Origin of the sequence: Citrobacter amalonaticus (assembly GCF_001559075.2) — a bacterium.
GTDB classification, from domain to species: Bacteria; Pseudomonadota; Gammaproteobacteria; order Enterobacterales; family Enterobacteriaceae; genus Citrobacter_A; species Citrobacter_A amalonaticus_F.
This window is the reverse complement of the sequence record NZ_CP014015.2, coordinates 2,332,513-2,354,443: the sequence shown is the minus strand read 5'-3', so window position 1 is coordinate 2,354,443 and position 21,931 is coordinate 2,332,513. Positions and strand designations below refer to the sequence as shown.

Here is a 21,931-nt window from a genome sequence, read left to right as displayed (position 1 = left end):
TCCCCGCTTTCTTTTTCCACAAGGGACAAAAAATGGACAAACGTTTTGTTCAGGCCCACAAAGAGGCGCGCTGGGCGCTGTGGCTGACCCTTCTCTATCTGGCTGCCTGGATAGTTGCCGCTTACCTGCCAGGCGTAACGCCGGGTATTACCGGGTTGCCGCACTGGTTTGAACTGGCCTGTCTGCTGACGCCGCTGATCTTCATTTTACTGTGCTGGGCCATGGTGAAATTTATCTACCGTGACATTCCCCTGGAGGATGACGATGCAGCTTGAAGTCATTCTGCCGCTGGTAGCCTATCTGATCGTGGTGTTTGGCCTCTCTGTTTACGCCATGCGTAAACGGCAAACCGGCACCTTCCTGAATGAGTATTTCCTCGGCAGCCGCTCAATGGGCGGGATCGTGTTGGCAATGACGTTGACCGCGACATACATCAGCGCCAGTTCGTTTATTGGTGGGCCAGGCGCTGCCTATAAGTACGGGCTGGGCTGGGTACTGCTGGCTATGATTCAGCTCCCTGCCGTCTGGCTGTCGCTGGGGATCCTCGGCAAGAAATTCGCCATCCTTGCCCGTCGCTATAATGCTGTCACCCTCAACGACATGCTGTTTGCCCGCTACCAGAGTCGCCTGCTGGTGTGGCTGGCGAGCCTCAGCCTGCTCGTGGCGTTTGTCGGCGCCATGACCGTGCAGTTCATCGGCGGCGCACGCCTGCTGGAAACGGCGGCGGGTATTCCCTATGAAACGGGCCTGCTGATTTTCGGTATCAGCATTGCGCTGTATACCGCATTCGGCGGCTTTCGTGCCAGCGTGCTTAACGACACGATGCAGGGACTAGTGATGCTGATTGGCACCATCGTGCTGCTGGTCGGTATCGTGCATGCGGCCGGTGGCCTGAGCCATGCCGTGGAGACCTTAAACGCCATTGACCCGAAACTGGTTTCACCACAGGGCGCCGATGACATTCTGTCTCCGACCTTTATGACCTCATTCTGGGTACTGGTGTGCTTTGGTGTGATCGGCCTGCCGCATACGGCGGTGCGCTGCATCTCCTACAAAGACAGTAAAGCGGTACACCGGGGGATTATCATCGGTACCATCGTGGTGGCGATCCTGATGTTTGGTATGCACCTTGCCGGCGCGCTGGGTCGTGCGGTGATCCCTGACCTGACGGTGCCGGATCTGGTTATTCCGACACTGATGGTAAAAGTGCTGCCGCCTTTCGCTGCCGGGATCTTCCTTGCCGCGCCGATGGCGGCCATTATGTCGACGATCAACGCCCAGTTGCTGCAAAGTTCCGCTACGATCATTAAAGATCTCTATCTCAATATTCGCCCGGAACAGCTGCAGAACGAGACGCGCCTGAAGCGAATGTCGGCGATGATCACCCTCATCTTAGGCGCACTGTTATTGCTTGCCGCCTGGAAACCGCCAGAGATGATTATCTGGCTGAATCTGCTGGCGTTTGGCGGTCTGGAAGCGGTGTTCTTGTGGCCGCTGGTACTTGGCCTTTACTGGGAACGCGCGAACGCGACCGGGGCGCTGAGTGCGATGATTGTCGGCGGCGTGCTGTATGCGATTCTCGCCACCTTTAACGTTCAGTACCTGGGCTTCCACCCGATTGTGCCCTCGTTGCTGCTAAGTTTGCTGGCTTTCCTGGTCGGAAACCGTTTCGGTTCTCCTGCCCCGCAAGCCGCTGTATTGACTACTGATAAATAAAGAGTTTTGCTATGCCATGGATCCAATTAAAACTGAATACGACGGGCGCTAACGCGGAAGAGTTGAGCGATGCCCTGATGGAAGCGGGTTCCGTTTCTATCACCTTCCAGGACACGCACGACACGCCGGTTTTTGAGCCATTGCCGGGCGAAACCCGCCTGTGGGGCGATACCGATGTCATTGGTCTGTTCGATGCAGAAACCGATATGAAAGAGGTCGTCGCCATCCTGGAACACCATCCGCTGCTGGGCGCCGGGTTCGCGCATAAAATCGAACAACTGGAAGATAAGGACTGGGAACGCGAGTGGATGGATAACTTCCACCCCATGCGTTTTGGCGAACGCCTGTGGATCTGCCCAAGCTGGCGCGATGTACCGGATGAAAACGCCGTCAACGTGATGCTCGACCCCGGTCTGGCGTTTGGCACCGGCACGCATCCCACCACCTCACTGTGCCTGCAGTGGCTCGACAGTCTCGATTTAACCGGCAAGACCGTGATCGACTTTGGCTGCGGTTCCGGCATCCTCGCGATTGCCGCGCTGAAACTGGGCGCCGCGAAAGCGATTGGTATCGATATCGACCCGCAGGCGATTCAGGCCAGCCGTGATAACGCCCAGCGTAACGGCGTATCAGAACGTCTGGAACTCTACCTGCCACAGGATCAGCCAGACGCCATGAAAGCCGACGTGGTGGTCGCCAACATCCTGGCAGGCCCATTACGCGAACTGGCACCGTTAATCAGCGTCCTGCCCGTTACAGGCGGTCTGCTGGGCCTTTCCGGTATCCTTGCCAGCCAGGCCGACAGCGTGTGTGAAGCCTATGCGGATCTCTTCACTCTCGATCCGGTCGTTGAGAAAGAAGAGTGGTGTCGAATCACTGGCCGTAAGAAGTAATCTCCAGCGCCGATTGCGCCGTCTCCACTTTGCGGCGCAATCATCTGCTGAAATGAGAGCATAGTCACATTAAGTCACCATATTCCGCTGATTAATTCAGCAGAATATCTTGTCAGCCTTCACCGTTGCGAAGAAAAAATGAGAAGTTACGCAAAATTATATGCGTACAGATTTTCATCACAACTTTGTAATATAATGATTTGTATGGCTAATTATTTAAAGGCGCTTACTTGAACGGCGATTCTTTGATCCACCTCAGAGGATTGGTCAAAGTTTGGCCTTTCATCTCGTGCAAAAAATGCGTAATATACGCCGCCTTGCAGTCACAGTATGGTCATTTCTTAACTCATGCGCATCGGACAATACCAGCTTAGAAATCGCCTGATCGCAGCGCCCATGGCTGGCATCACTGACAGACCTTTTCGGACGCTGTGCTATGAGATGGGAGCCGGATTGACCGTATCCGAGATGATGTCGTCTAACCCGCAGGTTTGGGAAAGCGACAAGTCCCGTTTACGGATGGTGCACGTTGATGAGCCAGGAATTCGCACGGTGCAAATTGCCGGTAGCGACCCTGTTGAGATGGCCGATGCCGCACGGATTAACGTGGAAAGCGGCGCCCAGATTATTGATATCAATATGGGGTGTCCGGCTAAAAAAGTGAATCGTAAGCTCGCAGGTTCAGCCCTCTTGCAGTACCCGGATTTAGTGAAGTCGATACTGACCGGGGTGGTTAATGCAGTGGACGTCCCTGTGACCCTGAAGATTCGCACCGGCTGGGCTCCGGAACACCGTAACTGCGTAGAGATTGCCCAACTGGCTGAAGACTGTGGCATTCAGGCTCTGACCATTCATGGACGCACCCGCGCCTGTTTGTTCAATGGAGACGCTGAGTACGACAGTATTCGGGCAGTTAAGCAGAAAGTTTCCATTCCGATTATCGCGAATGGTGACATTACTGACCCGCTTAAAGCCAGAGCTGTGCTTGACTATACGGGGGCTGATGCCCTGATGATAGGCCGCGCAGCTCAGGGAAGACCCTGGATCTTTCGGGAAATCCAGCATTATCTGGACACTGGGGAGTTGCTATCCCCCCTGCCTCTGGCAGAGGTTAAGCGCTTGCTTTGTGCGCATGTTCGGGAACTGCATGACTTTTATGGCCAGGCAAAAGGGTACCGAATCGCGCGTAAACACGTCTCCTGGTATCTCCAGGAGCACGCTCCAAATGACCAGTTTCGGCGCACATTCAACGCCATTGAGGATGCCAGCGAACAGCTGGAGGCGTTGGAGGCATACTTCGAAAATTTTGCGTAAACAGAAATAAAGAGCTGACAGAACTATGTTCGAACAACGCGTAAATTCTGACGTACTGACCGTTTCTACCGTTAACTCTCAGGATCAGGTAACCCAAAAACCCCTGCGTGACTCGGTTAAACAGGCACTGAAGAACTATTTTGCTCAACTGAACGGTCAGGATGTTAATGACCTCTATGAGCTGGTACTGGCTGAAGTAGAACAGCCCCTGTTGGACATGGTGATGCAATACACCCGTGGTAACCAGACCCGTGCTGCTCTGATGATGGGCATCAACCGTGGTACGCTGCGTAAAAAATTGAAAAAATACGGCATGAACTAATCTCGATTAGCGAATTGCTTGTTTAAAAAGGCGCTACTCGGCATGGGGAAGCGCCTTTTTTATACGCCTCTTTTGCGGAGCTGATATGAACTCACGATGTGAACCACACTACTTTGGTGATGAATCCGCGTCGATCATCCACGGAGATGCGCTGACAGAACTCAAAAAACTCCCCGCTGAAAGCGTCGATTTAATTTTTGCCGACCCGCCTTACAATATCGGAAAGGATTTTGACGGGATGGTCGAGTCCTGGGATGAAGACGTCTTCCTGGGCTGGCTGTTCGCGTGCATTGAGGAGTGTCATCGGGTGCTGACAAAACAGGGCACGATGTACATCATGAACAGCACCGAAAACATGCCGCATATCGATCTCAAATGCAGAACGCTGTTCACCATCAAAAGCCGGATTGTTTGGTCTTATGACAGTTCAGGCGTGCAGGCGAAGAAATTCTTTGGCTCAATGTATGAACCGATCCTGATGATGGTCAAAGATGCCAGACAGTATACGTTCAACAGTGATGCCATTCTGGTCGAGACCAAAACTGGCGCGAAAAGAGCGCTGATTGACTACCGTAAAAATCCGCCACAGCCGTACAACACGCAAAAAGTTCCAGGCAACGTCTGGGAATTCCCTCGCGTGCGTTATTTGATGGATGAATATGAAAACCACCCGACGCAAAAGCCCCTTGCCTTGTTAAAACGGATCATTCTGGCCTCCTCCAATCCTGGCGATACGGTGCTGGATCCCTTCGCTGGCAGCTTTACCACTGGCGCCGTGGCGGTCGCATCGGGACGTAAATTCATCGGTATTGAAGTCAATAATGAGTATGTGAAGATGGGACTCAGACGGCTGAACGTCTGCTCGCACTACTCCCCGCTAGACCTGGCGAAAGTCAAAAAGAGAAAGACGAAAAACCTGTCAAAAAAGAGCCGAACGGCGTCGGATGTGGTGAAGATCACAGCAAAGTAAAAGCATTGTAATCCTGCTTTTCAGGACGCTTTTTTCGTGTATATTTCCTGCACGCTTGGGCATGAATACACAGGATTTGGCAATGATTCGTAAGTATTGGTGGCTGGTTGTTTTCGCGGTCTCCGTGTTCCTTTTTGATGCGTTACTGATCCAGTGGATTGAACTGATCACCACAGAAGTCGATAAATGCCGCAATATGGATTCGGTCAATCCACTCAGGCTGGTCAACTGTACCGATTTGCAATAACGGGAGATTGATAGGCAGGAGAAATAATTATAGGGTTTCCGGCGTTAATTGCATGACATATCCATCAGGAATTAACATCCTTAATACATTATCCACCAGCGCCGGAGCCTGCTGATAAAGATCGTAGCGGGCGGAATTCATCAACCAGTTTTTCACGATCCCGCTAAAACTACCGTGAATAATAATTAAGACAACGTCTAAATCCAGGGTTCTGGAAATCAACCCTTGCGTCATACTCGCCTGCAATGCGTCGCGCAGTCCCTTCTGGCTAAACCCAATTTTCTCTCGTATTTCTTGCTCTGATATCATTCCCTCATGAAATTCACATTTATGATATAAAATTTGCAGCAATGCCTGCTGTCGGGGAATTTCCGCGATATATTGCAATCCGGCGATTAACTTTTCGCGCAACTGCTGTAAGGGATTATCACAGACATGCAAAGCTAAGCGTTCCTGAATAAGATCACGTAATGGCGGCTGCTGTCGCCAGAGTTCATTGAAGAGCTGCGTTTTGTTGTCAAAATGCCAGTAGATGGCACCCCGGGTGACCTGGGCTGCGTCGGCAATGTCGTTAAGCGTCGTGTTGCCAACGCCTCGTGTGGAAAACTGGATGATTGCGGTCTCAATCAAATGTTGTCGCGTTTTTAACGCTTCGGCTTTTGTTCTCTTAGCCATCGGTTATCGCTTCAGGTGCAGAATAAAAAAACAGGAATACGGCAATTCAGAATTACCGATAAAAATAACTGTATCACCTCATCCGTTCCGAGATGAAACAAAAGCGAATAGCCTCAGCACAAAACATTCAATTAAATAAACACCACAAATAAAACCAATAAAAACATTCATACGACAAATGTACATTTCCAAATATATTAGCCAGAAACAAAGCATGACAAAGAAAAACAAAATGAAAAGATAAAGGCATCACTTTTTTGTTTTTACGTGCCGTAGACCTGGTCATAAAATAAGTATTGCTTACATCGCACGCTAATAATTTGTAGGATAGCCAACTGTTATTTCTTCGCGCACGTTATCGCCTTACCGTTATCCGGTAAATAACGAGCTATTGGTTTTTAAGGAACAGTAATGACGAAACATGCCAGGTTTTCACGCCTGCCCTCATTTATCCTCATCTCTGCTGCGTTACTTGCCGGTTGTAACGATCAGGGAGATAAGCAAGCTCAGGCAACCGAACCGCAGGTGACCGTTCATGTGGTCACCGCCGCGCCGTTAGCGGTAACAACCGAACTGCCGGGGCGGACATCCGCATTCCGCATTGCGGAAGTTCGTCCACAGGTCAGTGGTATTGTTCTCAAAAGAAACTTCACTGAGGGCAGCGATGTTCAGGCCGGGCAATCACTGTATCAGATCGATCCTGCCACTTATCAGGCAGATTACGATAGTGCGAAAGGGGAACTGGCGAAAAGTGAAGCTGCTGCCGCCATCGCCCATCTGACGGTTAAGCGCTATGTTCCACTGGTAGGCACAAAATACATCAGCCAACAGGAATATGACCAGGCGATTGCGGATGCGCGTCAGGCCGATGCGACGGTCATTGCCGCACGAGCCGCGGTTGAGAGCGCACGTATCAATCTTGCTTACACCAAAGTCACCTCGCCAATCGATGGTCGTATTGGCAAATCCAGCGTCACGGAAGGCGCGCTGGTCACCAATGGTCAGGCAACAGCACTGGCTACCGTACAGCAACTCGATCCTATCTATGTCGATGTCACACAGTCCAGTAGTGACTTTATGCGACTTAAGCAGTCCGTTGAACAGGGCAGCCTGCATAAAGACACCGCCAGCAGCAGCGTCCAGTTGGTGATGGAAAATGGCACGGCGTATCCCCTGAAAGGGACACTGCAGTTTTCTGATGTCACGGTGGACGAAAGCACTGGCTCTATCACCCTTCGCGCCGTCTTCCCTAACCCGCAGCACGCTCTGCTGCCGGGGATGTTTGTTCGCGCTCGCATTGACGAAGGCGTTCAGCCCAACGCCATTTTGATCCCCCAGCAGGGGGTAACGCGTACGCCTCGTGGCGATGCGACGGTACTGGTCGTCAATAGCCAAAGTCAGGTTGAGCCGCGCACGGTTGTCGCTTCTCAGGCCGTCGGTGACAAATGGCTGATTAGCGAAGGCCTACAGCCAAGCGATCGGGTGATTGTCAGCGGATTACAAAAAGCCCATCCCGGCGCGAAAGTGAAAGCCACCACGGATGCCAATACCCCTGCGGCAAACGCAGCGCAATAAGGTCACCGGATATGGCAAACTTTTTCATTAGACGTCCTATCTTTGCCTGGGTGCTGGCCATCATTTTGATGCTGGCTGGTGCCCTGGCGATTATGCAACTGCCCGTTGCGCAATACCCGACTATCGCTCCGCCAGCGGTAGCCATTTCCGCAACCTATCCAGGAGCCGATGCGCAAACAGTGCAGGATACGGTGACCCAGGTTATCGAACAGAATATGAACGGTATCGATAACCTGATGTATATGTCCTCCACCAGCGATTCTGCGGGTAGCGTGACCATCACCTTGACCTTTCAGTCCGGGACCGACCCCGATATTGCCCAGGTTCAGGTACAAAACAAACTGCAGCTGGCGACGCCATTGCTGCCTCAGGAAGTTCAACAGCAAGGGATCAGCGTAGAAAAGTCGAGCAGCAGTTTCTTGTTAGTGGCGGGGTTTGTCTCTGACGATCCGCAAACGACCCAGGATGATATCTCCGACTACGTTGCTTCAAACGTGAAAGATACGATCAGCCGTCAGAACGGTGTGGGCGATGTACAGTTATTTGGCGCGCAGTACGCGATGCGTATCTGGCTGGATGCTAATCTGCTGAACAAATACCAGCTCACACCGGTCGATGTGATCAATCAACTGAAAATACAGAACGACCAGATCGCAGCGGGTCAGTTGGGCGGAACGCCCTCGCTGCCAGGGCAGCAGTTGAACGCATCTATCATCGCGCAGACGCGACTGAAAGATCCTGAGGAATTCGGCAAAGTCACATTACGGGTAAACAGTGACGGTTCCGTCGTCCATCTTAAAGATGTCGCACGTATCGAACTCGGGGGGGAAAACTATAACGTTGTCGCCCGAATTAACGGTAAACCGGCAGCGGGTCTGGGGATCAAACTGGCGACCGGTGCCAACGCTCTGGATACCGCCAAAGCGATTAAAACCAAACTCGTTGAGCTACAACCCTTCTTCCCGCCAGGGATGAAAGTGGTTTACCCGTATGACACCACGCCGTTTGTGAAGATCTCCATTCACGAAGTGGTAAAAACACTGTTTGAAGCGATCGTCCTGGTCTTCCTCGTGATGTATCTGTTTTTACAGAATATCCGTGCGACGCTCATTCCGACGATTGCGGTTCCCGTTGTGCTATTGGGTACATTTGCCGTGCTCTCGGCGTTTGGCTACTCGATCAACACCCTGACGATGTTCGGGATGGTGCTGGCGATCGGCCTGCTGGTCGATGACGCCATTGTGGTAGTGGAAAACGTTGAACGTGTGATGATGGAGGAAAAGTTGCCGCCCAAAGAGGCAACCGAGAAATCCATGTCGCAGATCCAGGGGGCGCTGGTTGGGATCGCAATGGTGCTGTCTGCCGTCTTCATCCCAATGGCCTTTTTCGGCGGGTCCACCGGAGCTATTTATCGCCAGTTTTCCATCACGATAGTGTCGGCAATGGCGCTTTCGGTTCTGGTGGCATTGATCCTGACCCCGGCACTTTGCGCAACGCTGCTAAAACCAGCATCCGCCGAACACCACGAGAAGAAAGGCGGATTTTTCGGCTGGTTTAATGCCAAATTTGATCTCAGCGTTAACCACTACACCAACAGCGTCAGCGGCATTGTGCGCAAAACCGGACGCTACCTGCTTCTTTACATCCTGATTGTCGTCGGGATGGGGGTACTGTTTCTCCGTCTCCCCACCTCCTTTCTGCCTGATGAAGATCAGGGCGTATTCATGACGATGGTTCAGTTACCTGCCGGGGCAACCCAGGAACGCACCCAAAAAGTGTTGGATCAGGTCACGCATTACTACCTGAATAACGAAAAAGCGAACGTTGAAAGCGTGTTTACCGTCAACGGTTTCAGCTTTAGCGGCCAGGCGCAGAACGCGGGTCTGGCCTTCATCAGCCTGAAACCCTGGGATGAGCGTAGCGGCAAGGAAAACAGCGTTGAAGCGGTGATTGCGCGTGCAACGCGCGCGTTCAGCCAGATCCGGGATGGGCTGGTCTTCCCCTTCAACATGCCGGCGATAATTGAACTGGGCACCGCGACTGGTTTCGACTTTGAACTGATTGACCAGGGGGGGTTGGGACATACAGCGTTAACATCAGCGCGTAATCAGCTAATGGGTATGGTGGCTAAGCACGCCGATCTGCTGGTCCGTGTTCGACCTAACGGTCTGGAGGATACCCCTCAGTTCAAGCTGGATGTCGACCAGGAAAAAGCACAGGCGCTTGGCATTGCGCTGTCAGACATTAACGAAACAATCTCTGCGTCGTTAGGCGGCTACTACGTTAACGACTTCATTGACCGCGGACGAGTGAAGAAAGTGTATGTTCAGGCAGATGCGAAATTCCGTATGCTGCCAGAAGATATCAATAATCTGTACGTTCGTAGTGCCAACGGCGAGATGGTGCCTTTCTCAGCCTTCAGCTCAGCCCGCTGGGTGTATGGTTCTCCGCGCCTGGAACGCTTCAACGGTATGCCGTCGATGGAACTGTTGGGTGAGGCTGCCCCCGGTCGAAGCACCGGTGAAGCGATGGCCATGATGGAAAGTCTCGCGTCAAATCTGCCTAATGGTATTGGTCATGACTGGACGGGAATGTCATATCAGGAACGTCTTTCAGGCAATCAGGCACCGGCACTGTATGCCATCTCGCTGATCGTTGTGTTCCTCTGTCTTGCCGCACTGTATGAAAGCTGGTCCATTCCGTTCTCGGTAATGCTGGTAGTCCCGCTCGGCGTGGTGGGTGCGCTTCTGGCCGCTTCCCTGCGTGGGCTAAATAACGACGTTTATTTTCAGGTCGGACTGTTAACCACGATTGGGCTTTCCGCGAAAAACGCCATTCTGATCGTGGAATTTGCCAAGGATCTGATGGAGAAGGAAGGTCGTGGTCTGATCGAGGCCACGCTTGAGGCGGCTCGCATGCGCCTGCGCCCTATTCTGATGACCTCACTCGCGTTCATCCTCGGCGTAATGCCGCTGGTCATCAGTCGCGGGGCAGGAAGTGGCGCCCAGCATGCGGTCGGAACCGGTGTGATGGGAGGGATGCTGACGGCAACGCTGCTGGCCATCTTCTTTGTCCCGGTGTTTTTTGTGGTCGTCAGAGGCCGATTTAACAAATCCCAGAGTTAATGTGTAAATTAAGGCGTCTACGGACGCCTTTTTCCTGCTGGTATCTTTCTTTATTTATTAAACAGATAGTCATTTGCTCTGCGTAATACTAAATTCCCTCCTCCATTATTTTTACAATCCACATGAATTGAGATTATTCCATATGCCAATCTTTTTTTAAGCGGTGGTAAAATTCGTTCCGTATTCGCAAAGGGTCAGCATTCTCTGTTGCTGCATTTAGCGGAACGCTTATTGTTGAGGTAACACCATGAAAAGATTAATTCCAGTAGCATTGCTCACGGCATTGCTGGCGGGCTGTGCACACGATTCACCCTGCGTTCCGGTTTATGATGATCAAGGACGTCTCGTTCATACCAATACCTGTATGAAAGGGACGACCCAGGATAACTGGGAAACCGCAGGCGCCATTGCTGGCGGGGCCGCAGCGGTAGCAGGCCTGACGATGGGGATCATCGCGTTGTCAAAATAACATTCTCAGAGCGCGGTACTTGCCGCGCTCTTAGCCTAAGAACACTGTTTTTCATATCATTCAACGTGTTGAAAAATACGTTAGCTAATACATTTTAATAATCAATAACGTCCAGCCCTTTCTCTTTTCTCATTTATTTTTCGATACTCACGCCCTCGATATTCACGCCCGAAATCGTTATTTCACTTTGCGCGCATTATTTTAAATATTTTGCTCCAAAATGTGGCTTACGTTTCAATTTCGCACCATTTCAGGGCGCTGCATTTATTTTTTCCTGTCTACACTCTGCTTATTGCGTCGGATATTCACGCGCAAAACCTGGCATTACCTTTGCTTAGAAGAGTATGGCCAATGCCACAGACAGGTTAAAGACGTTGCAGAACGTCTCTCTATAACAATAATTTCTTTGCCACACAGGATGCATTATGAAAAAGATGATGATAGCCACACTGGCTGCGGCCGGCGTGCTGCTTGCGGTTGCCAATCAGGCACATGCAGGAACCACGCTGGATGCGGTAAAAAAGAAAGGGTTCGTACAATGCGGTATCAGTGACGGTCTTCCCGGTTTTTCTTACGCTGACGCGGACGGGAAATTCTCCGGGATAGATGTGGATGTTTGCCGTGGCGTTGCCGCCGCCGTCCTGGGAGATGATACAAAAGTAAAATATACCCCACTCACCGCAAAAGAACGCTTCACCGCATTACAGTCTGGCGAAGTCGATCTTCTCTCCCGTAATACGACCTGGACCTCCTCGCGTGATGCCGGAATGGGCATGTCCTTCACTGGCGTCACCTATTACGACGGCATTGGCTTCCTGACTCACAACAAAGCGGGTCTGAAAAGCGCGAAAGAGTTAGATGGCGCTACCGTTTGTATTCAGGCGGGAACAGATACGGAACTGAACGTGGCGGATTATTTTAAAGCCAACAACATGAAATACACCCCGGTGACTTTTGACCGTTCAGATGAGTCGGCAAAAGCGCTGGAATCCGGACGTTGCGATACCCTCGCCTCTGACCAGTCCCAACTGTATGCCCTGCGCATCAAACTCAGCAACCCGACTGAATGGCTTGTGCTGCCAGAGGTCATCTCGAAAGAGCCGCTGGGGCCGGTTGTTCGTCGCGGCGACGACGAATGGTTCTCTATTGTGCGTTGGACGCTGTTTGCCATGTTGAATGCCGAAGAGATGGGCGTGACGTCGAAGAACGTCGATGAGAAAGCGGCGAACCCGGCAACACCGGATATGGCACACCTGCTGGGCAAAGAAGGCGACTACGGCAAAGATCTGAAGCTCGACAATAAATGGGCTTACAACATCATCAAGCAGGTGGGTAACTATGCGGAGATCTTTGAACGCAATGTCGGATCGGAAAGTCCGCTGAAGATCAAACGTGGACAGAACAATCTCTGGAATAACGGCGGCATTCAATACGCACCGCCGGTGCGTTAAGTCGTTGTGATGTAACGGGCGCCGCACAGGCGGCGCTCAGTTCAGAGTTATGGTTACCGAGGCTTTCCTATGTTCCATCGCCGCTCAAGTGTAAAAGGGTCACTCTCCTTTTCAAACCCTGCGGTCCGCGCCTGGCTGTTCCAGATCCTCGCCATTCTTGCGGTCGTTGCAGTTGCTATCTATCTCATTCATAACACGATTAATAATCTAAGCAGTCGCGGCATTACCTCGGGCTTTGCCTTTCTCGACCGTAGCGCTGGGTTTGGCATCGTCCAGCACCTGATCGACTATCAGCAGGGTGACACGTACGGACGTGTTTTTGTGGTGGGCTTGCTTAATACGCTGCTGGTTTCCGCATTGTGTATTGTCTTTGCGTCATTTATCGGCTTCTTTCTCGGACTGGCGCGTCTTTCCGATAACTGGCTACTGCGTAAACTCTCGACGGTTTATATTGAGACCTTTCGTAATATCCCACCCCTGCTGCAAATCTTTTTCTGGTACTTCGCGGTTCTGCGCAATTTACCCGGCCCACGTCAGGCCGCGAGCGCGCTGGATATGGTCTTTCTGAGTAATCGGGGACTCTATATCCCGTCTCCGCAGTTAGGGGAAGGCGTACTCGCTTTCGTGCTCTCGGCAGTGATTGCCATTGTGCTGTCCATAGGTCTGTTCCGCTTCAATAAAATGCATCAGATGAAAACGGGACAACTTCGCAGAACCTGGCCTACCGCATTAAGTCTGATTGTGCTATTGCCGCTCATCGCGCACTGGCTTTTTGGCGCGGCGCTACACTGGGATATCCCACAACTACGCGGCTTCAACTTCCGTGGAGGAATGGTGCTCATTCCTGAACTGGCGGCCCTGACGCTGGCGTTATCGGTATATACCTCGGCGTTTATTGCCGAAATCATCCGGGCAGGCATTCAGGCTGTCCCCTACGGTCAGCATGAAGCCGCCCGCTCTCTGGGATTGCCTAATACCGTGACCCTTCGACAGGTCATTATTCCTCAGGCACTTCGCGTCATTATTCCACCGCTGACCAGCCAGTATCTGAATATTGTGAAAAACTCATCGCTGGCCGCCGCCATTGGCTATCCCGACATGGTATCGCTGTTCGCCGGTACGGTACTTAATCAGACAGGACAGGCCATCGAAACGATCGCCATCACGATGTCGGTGTACCTGGTCATCAGCCTGAGCATCTCACTGCTGATGAACATCTATAACCGACGAATCGCCCTCATTGAGCGCTAAGGAATCATGATGACAAAAGCATTGCTGTCTCATCCCATGCGCCCGGCCAGTAACGGTCCTGGTCGTTCGATCGTATGGGTACGCAAAAATCTCTTTTCCAGTTGGTCAAACAGCCTGCTGACGCTGTTCTGTCTGTGGCTGATGTGGGAGTTGATTCCCCCTTTGTTGAACTGGGCGTTCCTGCAGGCCAACTGGGTGGGCTCCACCCGTGCAGACTGTACCAAAGCTGGCGCCTGCTGGGTGTTCATTCACGAACGTTTTGGACAGTTCATGTATGGCTTATACCCGCATGACCAGCGCTGGCGTATCAATCTGGCGTTGATCATTGGGTTGGCTTCCATTGTGCCGATGTTCTGGAAAGCATTGCCGCGGCGTGGGCGCTATATCGCTGCCTGGGCTGTCATCTACCCGATCATTGTCTGGTTCCTGTTGTATGGCGGCTTTCTTGGTCTGGATCGCGTTGAAACGCGCCAATGGGGCGGGCTGACGCTAACCTTAATCATCGCATCCGTCGGGATCGCGGGGGCACTGCCATTAGGAATTTTGCTGGCACTGGGACGTCGCTCTCATATGCCCGTCGTGCGGATCTTATCCGTCATTTTTATCGAGTTCTGGCGTGGCGTACCGCTGATCACCGTACTGTTTATGTCTTCGGTCATGCTGCCGCTGTTTATGTCAGAAGGAACCAGCATCGATAAGCTTATTCGGGCGCTGGTTGGCGTGATCCTCTTCCAGTCGGCCTACGTCGCGGAAGTCGTTCGTGGGGGGCTACAGGCATTACCGAAAGGGCAATACGAAGCAGCAGAGTCGCTGGCGTTGGGCTACTGGAAAACCCAAGGGCTGGTCATTCTTCCTCAGGCCCTGAAGCTGGTGATCCCTGGGCTGGTGAACACCATTATCGCCCTGTTTAAGGATACCAGTCTGGTCATCATTATCGGCTTGTTCGATCTGTTCAGCAGCGTGCAGCAAGCGACGGTTGACCCAGCCTGGCTGGGTATGTCGACAGAAGGCTATGTCTTCGCTGCTCTGATTTACTGGATTTTTTGTTTCAGCATGTCGCGCTATAGCCAGCATCTGGAAAAGCGCTTTAACACCGGGCGTACACCGCACTGAGGATTCTATGAGCCAACTATTAATACAACCTGCCGACGCGATGATTACGCTGGAAAACGTCAATAAGTGGTATGGACAGTTTCATGTTCTTAAGGATATCAACCTGCGCGTTAAACAGGGGGAACGCATTGTGTTATGTGGGCCTTCAGGCTCGGGAAAATCAACCACCATTCGCTGCATTAATCATCTGGAAGAACATCAGCAGGGACGAATCATTGTCGATGGCATTGAGTTGAATGAGGACATCCGCAATATCGAGCGCGTCCGGCAGGAAGTCGGCATGGTGTTCCAGCATTTCAATCTCTTTCCTCATCTGACGGTTCTGCAAAACTGTACGTTGGCGCCGATTTGGGTGCGTAAGATGCCGGTAAAAGAAGCCGAGGCGCTGGGAATGCACTACCTGGAACGCGTGCGTATTGCGGAGCACGCGCATAAATTTCCAGGGCAGATCTCCGGAGGACAGCAACAACGCGTGGCTATTGCCCGCTCGCTATGTATGAAACCCAAAATTATGCTGTTTGATGAGCCCACGTCGGCGCTGGATCCCGAAATGGTGAAAGAGGTACTGGATACGATGATTGGCCTGGCGCAATCAGGAATGACAATGCTTTGCGTCACACATGAGATGGGATTTGCCAGAACGGTGGCAGACAGGGTGATCTTTATGGATCGTGGGGAAATTGTTGAGCAGGCCCCGCCGGATGAGTTTTTTGCACATCCTAAATCAGACCGTACTCGTGCGTTTTTATCGCAGGTAATACACTAAGCAGAATGCAAAAAGGCCATCCGTCAGGATGGCTTTTTGCTTTTCTGTGCCCAACCCCGCCTGATGGCGGCCCAGATCAGATCTGTCGTTCAGGAAAAACAAAAGGCCCAGTCTTTCGACTGAGCCTTTTGTTTTATTTGATGTCTGGCAGTTCCCTACTCTCACATGGGGAGACCCCACACTACCATCGGCGCTACGGCGTTTCACTTCTGAGTTCGGCATGGGGTCAGGTGGGACCACCGCGCTACAGCCGCCAGACAAATTCTTTTCTACTGTGCCGAACTTTAACCTAATTAAGTGGTGCTGATACCCAGAGTCGAACTGGGGACCTCACCCTTACCAAGGGTGCGCTCTACCAACTGAGCCATATCAGCACGCTAAATTTGATGCCTGGCAGTTCCCTACTCTCGCATGGGGAGACCCCACACTACCATCGGCGCTACGGCGTTTCACTTCTGAGTTCGGCATGGGGTCAGGTGGGACCACCGCGCTACAGCCGCCAGGCAAATTCTTTTGTGCTCAGTACGCAATATTTTATCGCATCAGCTGCGAAAATTATTGCGTACTACAATCCGGTATCAAGCTGAAAAATCTCTCTATTCCGCCAAAACATCTTCGGCGTTGTAAGGTTAAGCCTCACGGTTCATTAGTACCGGTTAGCTCAACGCATCGCTGCGCTTACACACCCGGCCTATCAACGTCGTCGTCTTCAACGTTCCTTCAGGACTCTTAAAGAGTCAGGGAGAACTCATCTCGGGGCAAGTTTCGTGCTTAGATGCTTTCAGCACTTATCTCTTCCGCATTTAGCTACCGGGCAGTGCCATTGGCATGACAACCCGAACACCAGTGATGCGTCCACTCCGGTCCTCTCGTACTAGGAGCAGCCCCCCTCAATTCTCCAGCGCCCACGGCAGATAGGGACCGAACTGTCTCACGACGTTCTAAACCCAGCTCGCGTACCACTTTAAATGGCGAACAGCCATACCCTTGGGACCTACTTCAGCCCCAGGATGTGATGAGCCGACATCGAGGTGCCAAACACCGCCGTCGATATGAACTCTTGGGCGGTATCAGCCTGTTATCCCCGGAGTACCTTTTATCCGTTGAGCGATGGCCCTTCCATTCAGAACCACCGGATCACTAAGACCTGCTTTCGCACCTGCTCGCGCCGTCACGCTCGCAGTCAAGCTAGCTTATGCCTTTGCACTAACCTCCTGATGTCCGACCAGGATTAGCTAACCTTCGTGCTCCTCCGTTACTCTTTAGGAGGAGACCGCCCCAGTCAAACTACCCACCAGACACTGTCCGCAACCCGGATCACGGGTCCACGTTAGAACACCAGCCATTAAAGGGTGGTATTTCAAGGTTGGCTCCACACGAACTGGCGTCCGCGCTTCAAAGCCTCCCACCTATCCTACACATCAAGGACCAGTGTTCAGTGTCAAGCTATAGTAAAGGTTCACGGGGTCTTTCCGTCTTGCCGCGGGTACACTGCATCTTCACAGCGAGTTCAATTTCACTGAGTCTCGGGTGGAGACAGCCTGGCCATCATTACGCCATTCGTGCAGGTCGGAACTTACCCGACAAGGAATTTCGCTACCTTAGGACCGTTATAGTTACGGCCGCCGTTTACCGGGGCTTCGATCAAGAGCTTCTCCGCGAGGATAACCCCATCAATTAACCTTCCGGCACCGGGCAGGCGTCACACCGTATACGTCCACTTTCGTGTTTGCACAGTGCTGTGTTTTTAATAAACAGTTGCAGCCAGCTGGTATCTTCGACTGATTTCAGCTCCACGAGCAAGTCGCTTCACCTACCTATCAGCGTGCCTTCTCCCGAAGTTACGGCACCATTTTGCCTAGTTCCTTCACCCGAGTTCTCTCAAGCGCCTTGGTATTCTCTACCTGACCACCTGTGTCGGTTTGGGGTACGATCTGATGTTACCTGATGCTTAGAGGCTTTTCCTGGAAGCAGGGCATTTGTTGCTTCAGCACCGTAGTGCCTCGTCATCACGCCTCAGTGTTAAAGTGAACCGGATTTACCTGGAACACACACCTACACGCTTAAACCGGGACAACCGTCGCCCGGCCAACATAGCCTTCTCCGTCCCCCCTTCGCAGTAACACCTGGTACAGGAATATTAACCTGTTTCCCATCGACTACGCCTTTCGGCCTCGCCTTAGGGGTCGACTCACCCTGCCCCGATTAACGTTGGACAGGAACCCTTGGTCTTCCGGCGAGCGGGCTTTTCACCCGCTTTATCGTTACTTATGTCAGCATTCGCACTTCTGATACCTCCAGCATGCCTCACAGCACACCTTCACAGGCTTACAGAACGCTCCCCTACCCAACAACACTTAGTGTCGCTGCCGCAGCTTCGGTGCATGGTTTAGCCCCGTTACATCTTCCGCGCAGGCCGACTCGACCAGTGAGCTATTACGCTTTCTTTAAATGATGGCTGCTTCTAAGCCAACATCCTGGCTGTCTGAGCCTTCCCACATCGTTTCCCACTTAACCATGACTTTGGGACCTTAGCTGGCGGTCTGGGTTGTTTCCCTCTTCACGACGGACGTTAGCACCCGCCGTGTGTCTCCCGTGATAACATTCTCCGGTATTCGCAGTTTGCATCGGGTTGGTAAGTCGGGATGACCCCCTAGCCGAAACAGTGCTCTACCCCCGGAGATGAATTCACGAGGCGCTACCTAAATAGCTTTCGGGGAGAACCAGCTATCTCCCGGTTTGATTGGCCTTTCACCCCCAGCCACAAGTCATCCGCTAATTTTTCAACATTAGTCGGTTCGGTCCTCCAGTTAGTGTTACCCAACCTTCAACCTGCCCATGGCTAGATCACCGGGTTTCGGGTCTATACCCTGCAACTTAACGCCCAGTTAAGACTCGGTTTCCCTTCGGCTCCCCTATTCGGTTAACCTTGCTACAGAATATAAGTCGCTGACCCATTATACAAAAGGTACGCAGTCACCCCATAAAGAGGCTCCCACTGCTTGTACGTACACGGTTTCAGGTTCTTTTTCACTCCCCTCGCCGGGGTTCTTTTCGCCTTTCCCTCACGGTACTGGTTCACTATCGGTCAGTCAGGAGTATTTAGCCTTGGAGGATGGTCCCCCCATATTCAGACAGGATACCACGTGTCCCGCCCTACTCATCGAGCTCACAACACGTGCAGTTTTGTGTACGGGGCTGTCACCCTGTATCGCCGGCCTTTCCAGACCGTTCCACTACCACACATGCTGATTCAGGCTCTGGGCTGCTCCCCGTTCGCTCGCCGCTACTGGGGGAATCTCGGTTGATTTCTTTTCCTCGGGGTACTTAGATGTTTCAGTTCCCCCGGTTCGCCTCGTTAACCTATGTATTCAGTTAACGATAGTGCAACGAATTGCACTGGGTTTCCCCATTCGGACATCGCCGGCTATAACGGTTCATATCACCTTACCGGCGCTTTTCGCAGATTAGCACGTCCTTCATCGCCTCTGACTGCCAGGGCATCCACCGTGTACGCTTAGTCGCTTAACCTCACAACCCGAAGATGTTTCACTTCTGATTGCGAAAATTTGAGAGACTCGAACACACCATTAACGGTGTGTCGTTTCAATTTTCAGCTTGATCCAGATTTTTAAAGAGCAAAACTTCGCAGTGCACCTTTTCAGGTTCACTCTGAAGTTTTCTTGATAACGTTCTACAGTATGGTGGAGCTATGCGGGATCGAACCGCAGACCTCCTGCGTGCAAAGCAGGCGCTCTCCCAGCTGAGCTATAGCCCCATACAGTGTAGTTAAACCTCATCCCCAATTCGTTGCCGGGCGCGGCGTGGTGAAGCGAAGCATACTGAAGTATGCGAGCTTTGCCACAACAAAGCACGGGAGCGAATTTGGTAGGCCTGAGTGGACTTGAACCACCGACCTCACCCTTATCAGGGGTGCGCTCTAACCACCTGAGCTACAAGCCTGTAGAGGTTTTACTGCTCGTTTTTCATCAGACAATCTGTGTGGGCACTACAAAGGCAGGTTCTTTAAGGTAAGGAGGTGATCCAACCGCAGGTTCCCCTACGGTTACCTTGTTACGACTTCACCCCAGTCATGAATCACAAAGTGGTAAGCGCCCTCCCGAAGGTTAAGCTACCTACTTCTTTTGCAACCCACTCCCATGGTGTGACGGGCGGTGTGTACAAGGCCCGGGAACGTATTCACCGTGGCATTCTGATCCACGATTACTAGCGATTCCGACTTCATGGAGTCGAGTTGCAGACTCCAATCCGGACTACGACATACTTTATGAGGTCCGCTTGCTCTCGCGAGGTCGCTTCTCTTTGTATATGCCATTGTAGCACGTGTGTAGCCCTGGTCGTAAGGGCCATGATGACTTGACGTCATCCCCACCTTCCTCCAGTTTATCACTGGCAGTCTCCTTTGAGTTCCCGGCCTAACCGCTGGCAACAAAGGATAAGGGTTGCGCTCGTTGCGGGACTTAACCCAACATTTCACAACACGAGCTGACGACAGCCATGCAGCACCTGTCTCACAGTTCCCGAAGGCACATTCTCATCTCTGAAAACTTCTGTGGATGTCAAGACCAGGTAAGGTTCTTCGCGTTGCATCGAATTAAACCACATGCTCCACCGCTTGTGCGGGCCCCCGTCAATTCATTTGAGTTTTAACCTTGCGGCCGTACTCCCCAGGCGGTCTATTTAACGCGTTAGCTCCGGAAGCCACGCCTCAAGGGCACAACCTCCAAATAGACATCGTTTACGGCGTGGACTACCAGGGTATCTAATCCTGTTTGCTCCCCACGCTTTCGCACCTGAGCGTCAGTCTTCGTCCAGGGGGCCGCCTTCGCCACCGGTATTCCTCCAGATCTCTACGCATTTCACCGCTACACCTGGAATTCTACCCCCCTCTACGAGACTCAAGCCTGCCAGTTTCGAATGCAGTTCCCAGGTTGAGCCCGGGGATTTCACATCCGACTTGACAGACCGCCTGCGTGCGCTTTACGCCCAGTAATTCCGATTAACGCTTGCACCCTCCGTATTACCGCGGCTGCTGGCACGGAGTTAGCCGGTGCTTCTTCTGCGGGTAACGTCAATCACTGTGGTTATTAACCACAATGCCTTCCTCCCCGCTGAAAGTACTTTACAACCCGAAGGCCTTCTTCATACACGCGGCATGGCTGCATCAGGCTTGCGCCCATTGTGCAATATTCCCCACTGCTGCCTCCCGTAGGAGTCTGGACCGTGTCTCAGTTCCAGTGTGGCTGGTCATCCTCTCAGACCAGCTAGGGATCGTCGCCTTGGTGAGCCGTTACCTCACCAACAAGCTAATCCCATCTGGGCACATCCGATGGCAAGAGGCCCGAAGGTCCCCCTCTTTGGTCTTGCGACATTATGCGGTATTAGCTACCGTTTCCAGTAGTTATCCCCCTCCATCGGGCAGTTTCCCAGACATTACTCACCCGTCCGCCACTCGTCAGCGAAGCAGCAAGCTGCTTCCTGTTACCGTTCGACTTGCATGTGTTAGGCCTGCCGCCAGCGTTCAATCTGAGCCATGATCAAACTCTTCAATTTAAGTTTGATGCTCGTAGAATTAAACGTCGTAATGAATTACGTGTTCACTCTTTGAGACTTGGTATTCATTTTTCGTCTTGCGACGTTAAGAATCCATGTCACTCTGAGTGCCCACACAGATTGTCTGATAAATTGTTAAAGAGCAGTTGCGACGCGCTTTAGCGCTCTGTCGCGAGGTGGCGTATATTACGCTTTCCTCTTTCAGAGTCAACCCTGATTTTCAGGATTTTTCTCTTCGCTGTGACGACCATCTTGTGAAGCATTTCACTTTGTCGTCTCAACGGAGGCGCATTATAGGGATCCCATTTTTTTGCACAAGCCTTTTTTGGATCTTTTTTTTCGTTTGCTGCTTTTTCATCCCTTTCGCTCCATTCATGCGCAATTTGGCGAATTTTTGATAGCTAAAGCGCTTGCACAAGGCCAGAAATGCAACCAAAGTCATCATTACTGTTCTCTTTCCTTGAGGTAAA

The 21,931-nt window shown here is 52.0% G+C and carries 16 protein-coding genes, 3 tRNA genes and 4 rRNA genes; 14 read left to right on the top strand and 9 right to left on the bottom strand.

Annotation, left to right across the window (positions count from 1 at the left end):
* Window positions 1-32: 32 nt before the first annotated feature.
* From AL479_RS11405 to AL479_RS11375, 7 genes are all read left to right on the top strand, one after another.
* Window positions 33-275, top strand: coding sequence for a YhdT family protein (locus tag AL479_RS11405; RefSeq protein ID WP_061076139.1), 243 nt, complete (start codon window positions 33-35; stop codon window positions 273-275).
* A complete protein-coding gene (panF, locus tag AL479_RS11400) occupies window positions 265-1,716 on the top strand; it encodes a sodium/pantothenate symporter (protein WP_061076138.1) in 1,452 nt (483 codons plus the stop codon). Before AL479_RS11405 ends, panF begins: the two co-directional genes overlap by 11 nt.
* A gap of 11 nt (window positions 1,717-1,727) precedes the next feature.
* Window positions 1,728-2,609, top strand: a complete 882-nt coding sequence (prmA, locus tag AL479_RS11395) for a 50S ribosomal protein L11 methyltransferase (RefSeq protein WP_061076137.1) — start codon at window positions 1,728-1,730, stop codon at window positions 2,607-2,609.
* A gap of 348 nt (window positions 2,610-2,957) precedes the next feature.
* Window positions 2,958-3,923, top strand: a complete 966-nt coding sequence (gene dusB / locus AL479_RS11390) for a tRNA dihydrouridine synthase DusB (protein ID WP_044327070.1) — start codon at window positions 2,958-2,960, stop codon at window positions 3,921-3,923.
* A gap of 25 nt (window positions 3,924-3,948) precedes the next feature.
* On the top strand, window positions 3,949-4,245 hold the full coding sequence (gene fis, locus AL479_RS11385) for a DNA-binding transcriptional regulator Fis (protein ID WP_000462905.1): 297 nt from the start codon (window positions 3,949-3,951) through the stop codon (window positions 4,243-4,245).
* An 85-nt stretch (window positions 4,246-4,330) separates the two neighbouring features.
* Complete coding sequence (gene yhdJ / locus AL479_RS11380) at window positions 4,331-5,215, top strand: adenine-specific DNA-methyltransferase (protein WP_061076136.1); 885 nt, start codon at window positions 4,331-4,333, stop codon at window positions 5,213-5,215.
* Between the two features lie 82 nt (window positions 5,216-5,297).
* Window positions 5,298-5,462: a DUF2556 family protein gene (locus AL479_RS11375; protein WP_061076135.1), complete on the top strand. Its 165-nt coding sequence runs from the start codon at window positions 5,298-5,300 to the stop codon at window positions 5,460-5,462.
* 27 nt (window positions 5,463-5,489) lie between these two features.
* Here the strand turns inward: AL479_RS11375 and envR are convergent, their stop codons facing one another.
* On the bottom strand, window positions 5,490-6,137 hold the full coding sequence (envR, locus tag AL479_RS11370) for an acrEF/envCD operon transcriptional regulator (RefSeq protein ID WP_061076134.1): 648 nt from the start codon (window positions 6,135-6,137) through the stop codon (window positions 5,490-5,492).
* Between the two features lie 411 nt (window positions 6,138-6,548).
* Here envR and AL479_RS11365 point away from each other — a divergent pair, with 411 nt between their 5' ends.
* The 7 genes from AL479_RS11365 (at window position 6,549) to AL479_RS11335 (ending at window position 15,887) form a co-directional block, all read left to right on the top strand.
* On the top strand, window positions 6,549-7,712 hold the full coding sequence (locus AL479_RS11365; RefSeq protein WP_061076133.1) for an efflux RND transporter periplasmic adaptor subunit: 1,164 nt from the start codon (window positions 6,549-6,551) through the stop codon (window positions 7,710-7,712).
* Window positions 7,713-7,723: 11 nt separating this feature from the next.
* Window positions 7,724-10,837: an efflux RND transporter permease subunit gene (locus AL479_RS11360; RefSeq protein ID WP_061076132.1), complete on the top strand. Its 3,114-nt coding sequence runs from the start codon at window positions 7,724-7,726 to the stop codon at window positions 10,835-10,837.
* 247 nt (window positions 10,838-11,084) lie between these two features.
* Window positions 11,085-11,306 carry a membrane protein gene (locus tag AL479_RS11355; RefSeq protein ID WP_000825639.1) on the top strand — a complete coding sequence of 74 codons (222 nt, stop codon included), beginning with the start codon at window positions 11,085-11,087 and terminating at the stop codon, window positions 11,304-11,306.
* Window positions 11,307-11,731: 425 nt separating this feature from the next.
* Entirely contained in the window at window positions 11,732-12,757 is a 1,026-nt protein-coding gene (locus tag AL479_RS11350) for an amino acid ABC transporter substrate-binding protein (RefSeq protein ID WP_061076131.1), read from the top strand.
* A 69-nt stretch (window positions 12,758-12,826) separates the two neighbouring features.
* The gene (locus tag AL479_RS11345; RefSeq protein WP_061076130.1) at window positions 12,827-14,008 is read left to right on the top strand and encodes an amino acid ABC transporter permease; all 1,182 of its coding nucleotides are present in this window, start codon (window positions 12,827-12,829) and stop codon (window positions 14,006-14,008) included.
* Between the two features lie 9 nt (window positions 14,009-14,017).
* Window positions 14,018-15,121, top strand: coding sequence for an amino acid ABC transporter permease (locus tag AL479_RS11340; protein ID WP_061076129.1), 1,104 nt, complete (start codon window positions 14,018-14,020; stop codon window positions 15,119-15,121).
* 7 nt (window positions 15,122-15,128) lie between these two features.
* Window positions 15,129-15,887, top strand: a complete 759-nt coding sequence (locus tag AL479_RS11335; protein ID WP_061076128.1) for an amino acid ABC transporter ATP-binding protein — start codon at window positions 15,129-15,131, stop codon at window positions 15,885-15,887.
* Between the two features lie 142 nt (window positions 15,888-16,029).
* Here AL479_RS11335 and rrf (AL479_RS11330) read toward each other — a convergent pair.
* The 8 genes from rrf (AL479_RS11330) to AL479_RS23940 form a co-directional block, all read right to left on the bottom strand.
* Window positions 16,030-16,145, bottom strand: a 5S ribosomal RNA gene (gene rrf, locus AL479_RS11330).
* A gap of 40 nt (window positions 16,146-16,185) precedes the next feature.
* Window positions 16,186-16,261, bottom strand: a tRNA-Thr gene (locus AL479_RS11325).
* Between the two features lie 14 nt (window positions 16,262-16,275).
* A 5S ribosomal RNA gene (gene rrf / locus AL479_RS11320) occupies window positions 16,276-16,391 on the bottom strand.
* Window positions 16,392-16,512: 121 nt separating this feature from the next.
* Window positions 16,513-19,418 (bottom strand): 23S ribosomal RNA (locus tag AL479_RS11315).
* Window positions 19,419-19,589: 171 nt separating this feature from the next.
* Window positions 19,590-19,665 (bottom strand) — tRNA-Ala (locus AL479_RS11310).
* Window positions 19,666-19,773: 108 nt separating this feature from the next.
* A tRNA-Ile gene (locus AL479_RS11305) sits at window positions 19,774-19,850 on the bottom strand.
* 69 nt (window positions 19,851-19,919) lie between these two features.
* Window positions 19,920-21,461, bottom strand: a 16S ribosomal RNA gene (locus tag AL479_RS11300).
* Together the 16S, 23S and 5S rRNA genes with 3 tRNA genes alongside form the textbook arrangement of a ribosomal RNA operon.
* A gap of 277 nt (window positions 21,462-21,738) precedes the next feature.
* The gene (locus AL479_RS23940; RefSeq protein WP_192575255.1) at window positions 21,739-21,906 is read right to left on the bottom strand and encodes a hypothetical protein; all 168 of its coding nucleotides are present in this window, start codon (window positions 21,904-21,906) and stop codon (window positions 21,739-21,741) included.
* Window positions 21,907-21,931: the final 25 nt, after the last annotated feature.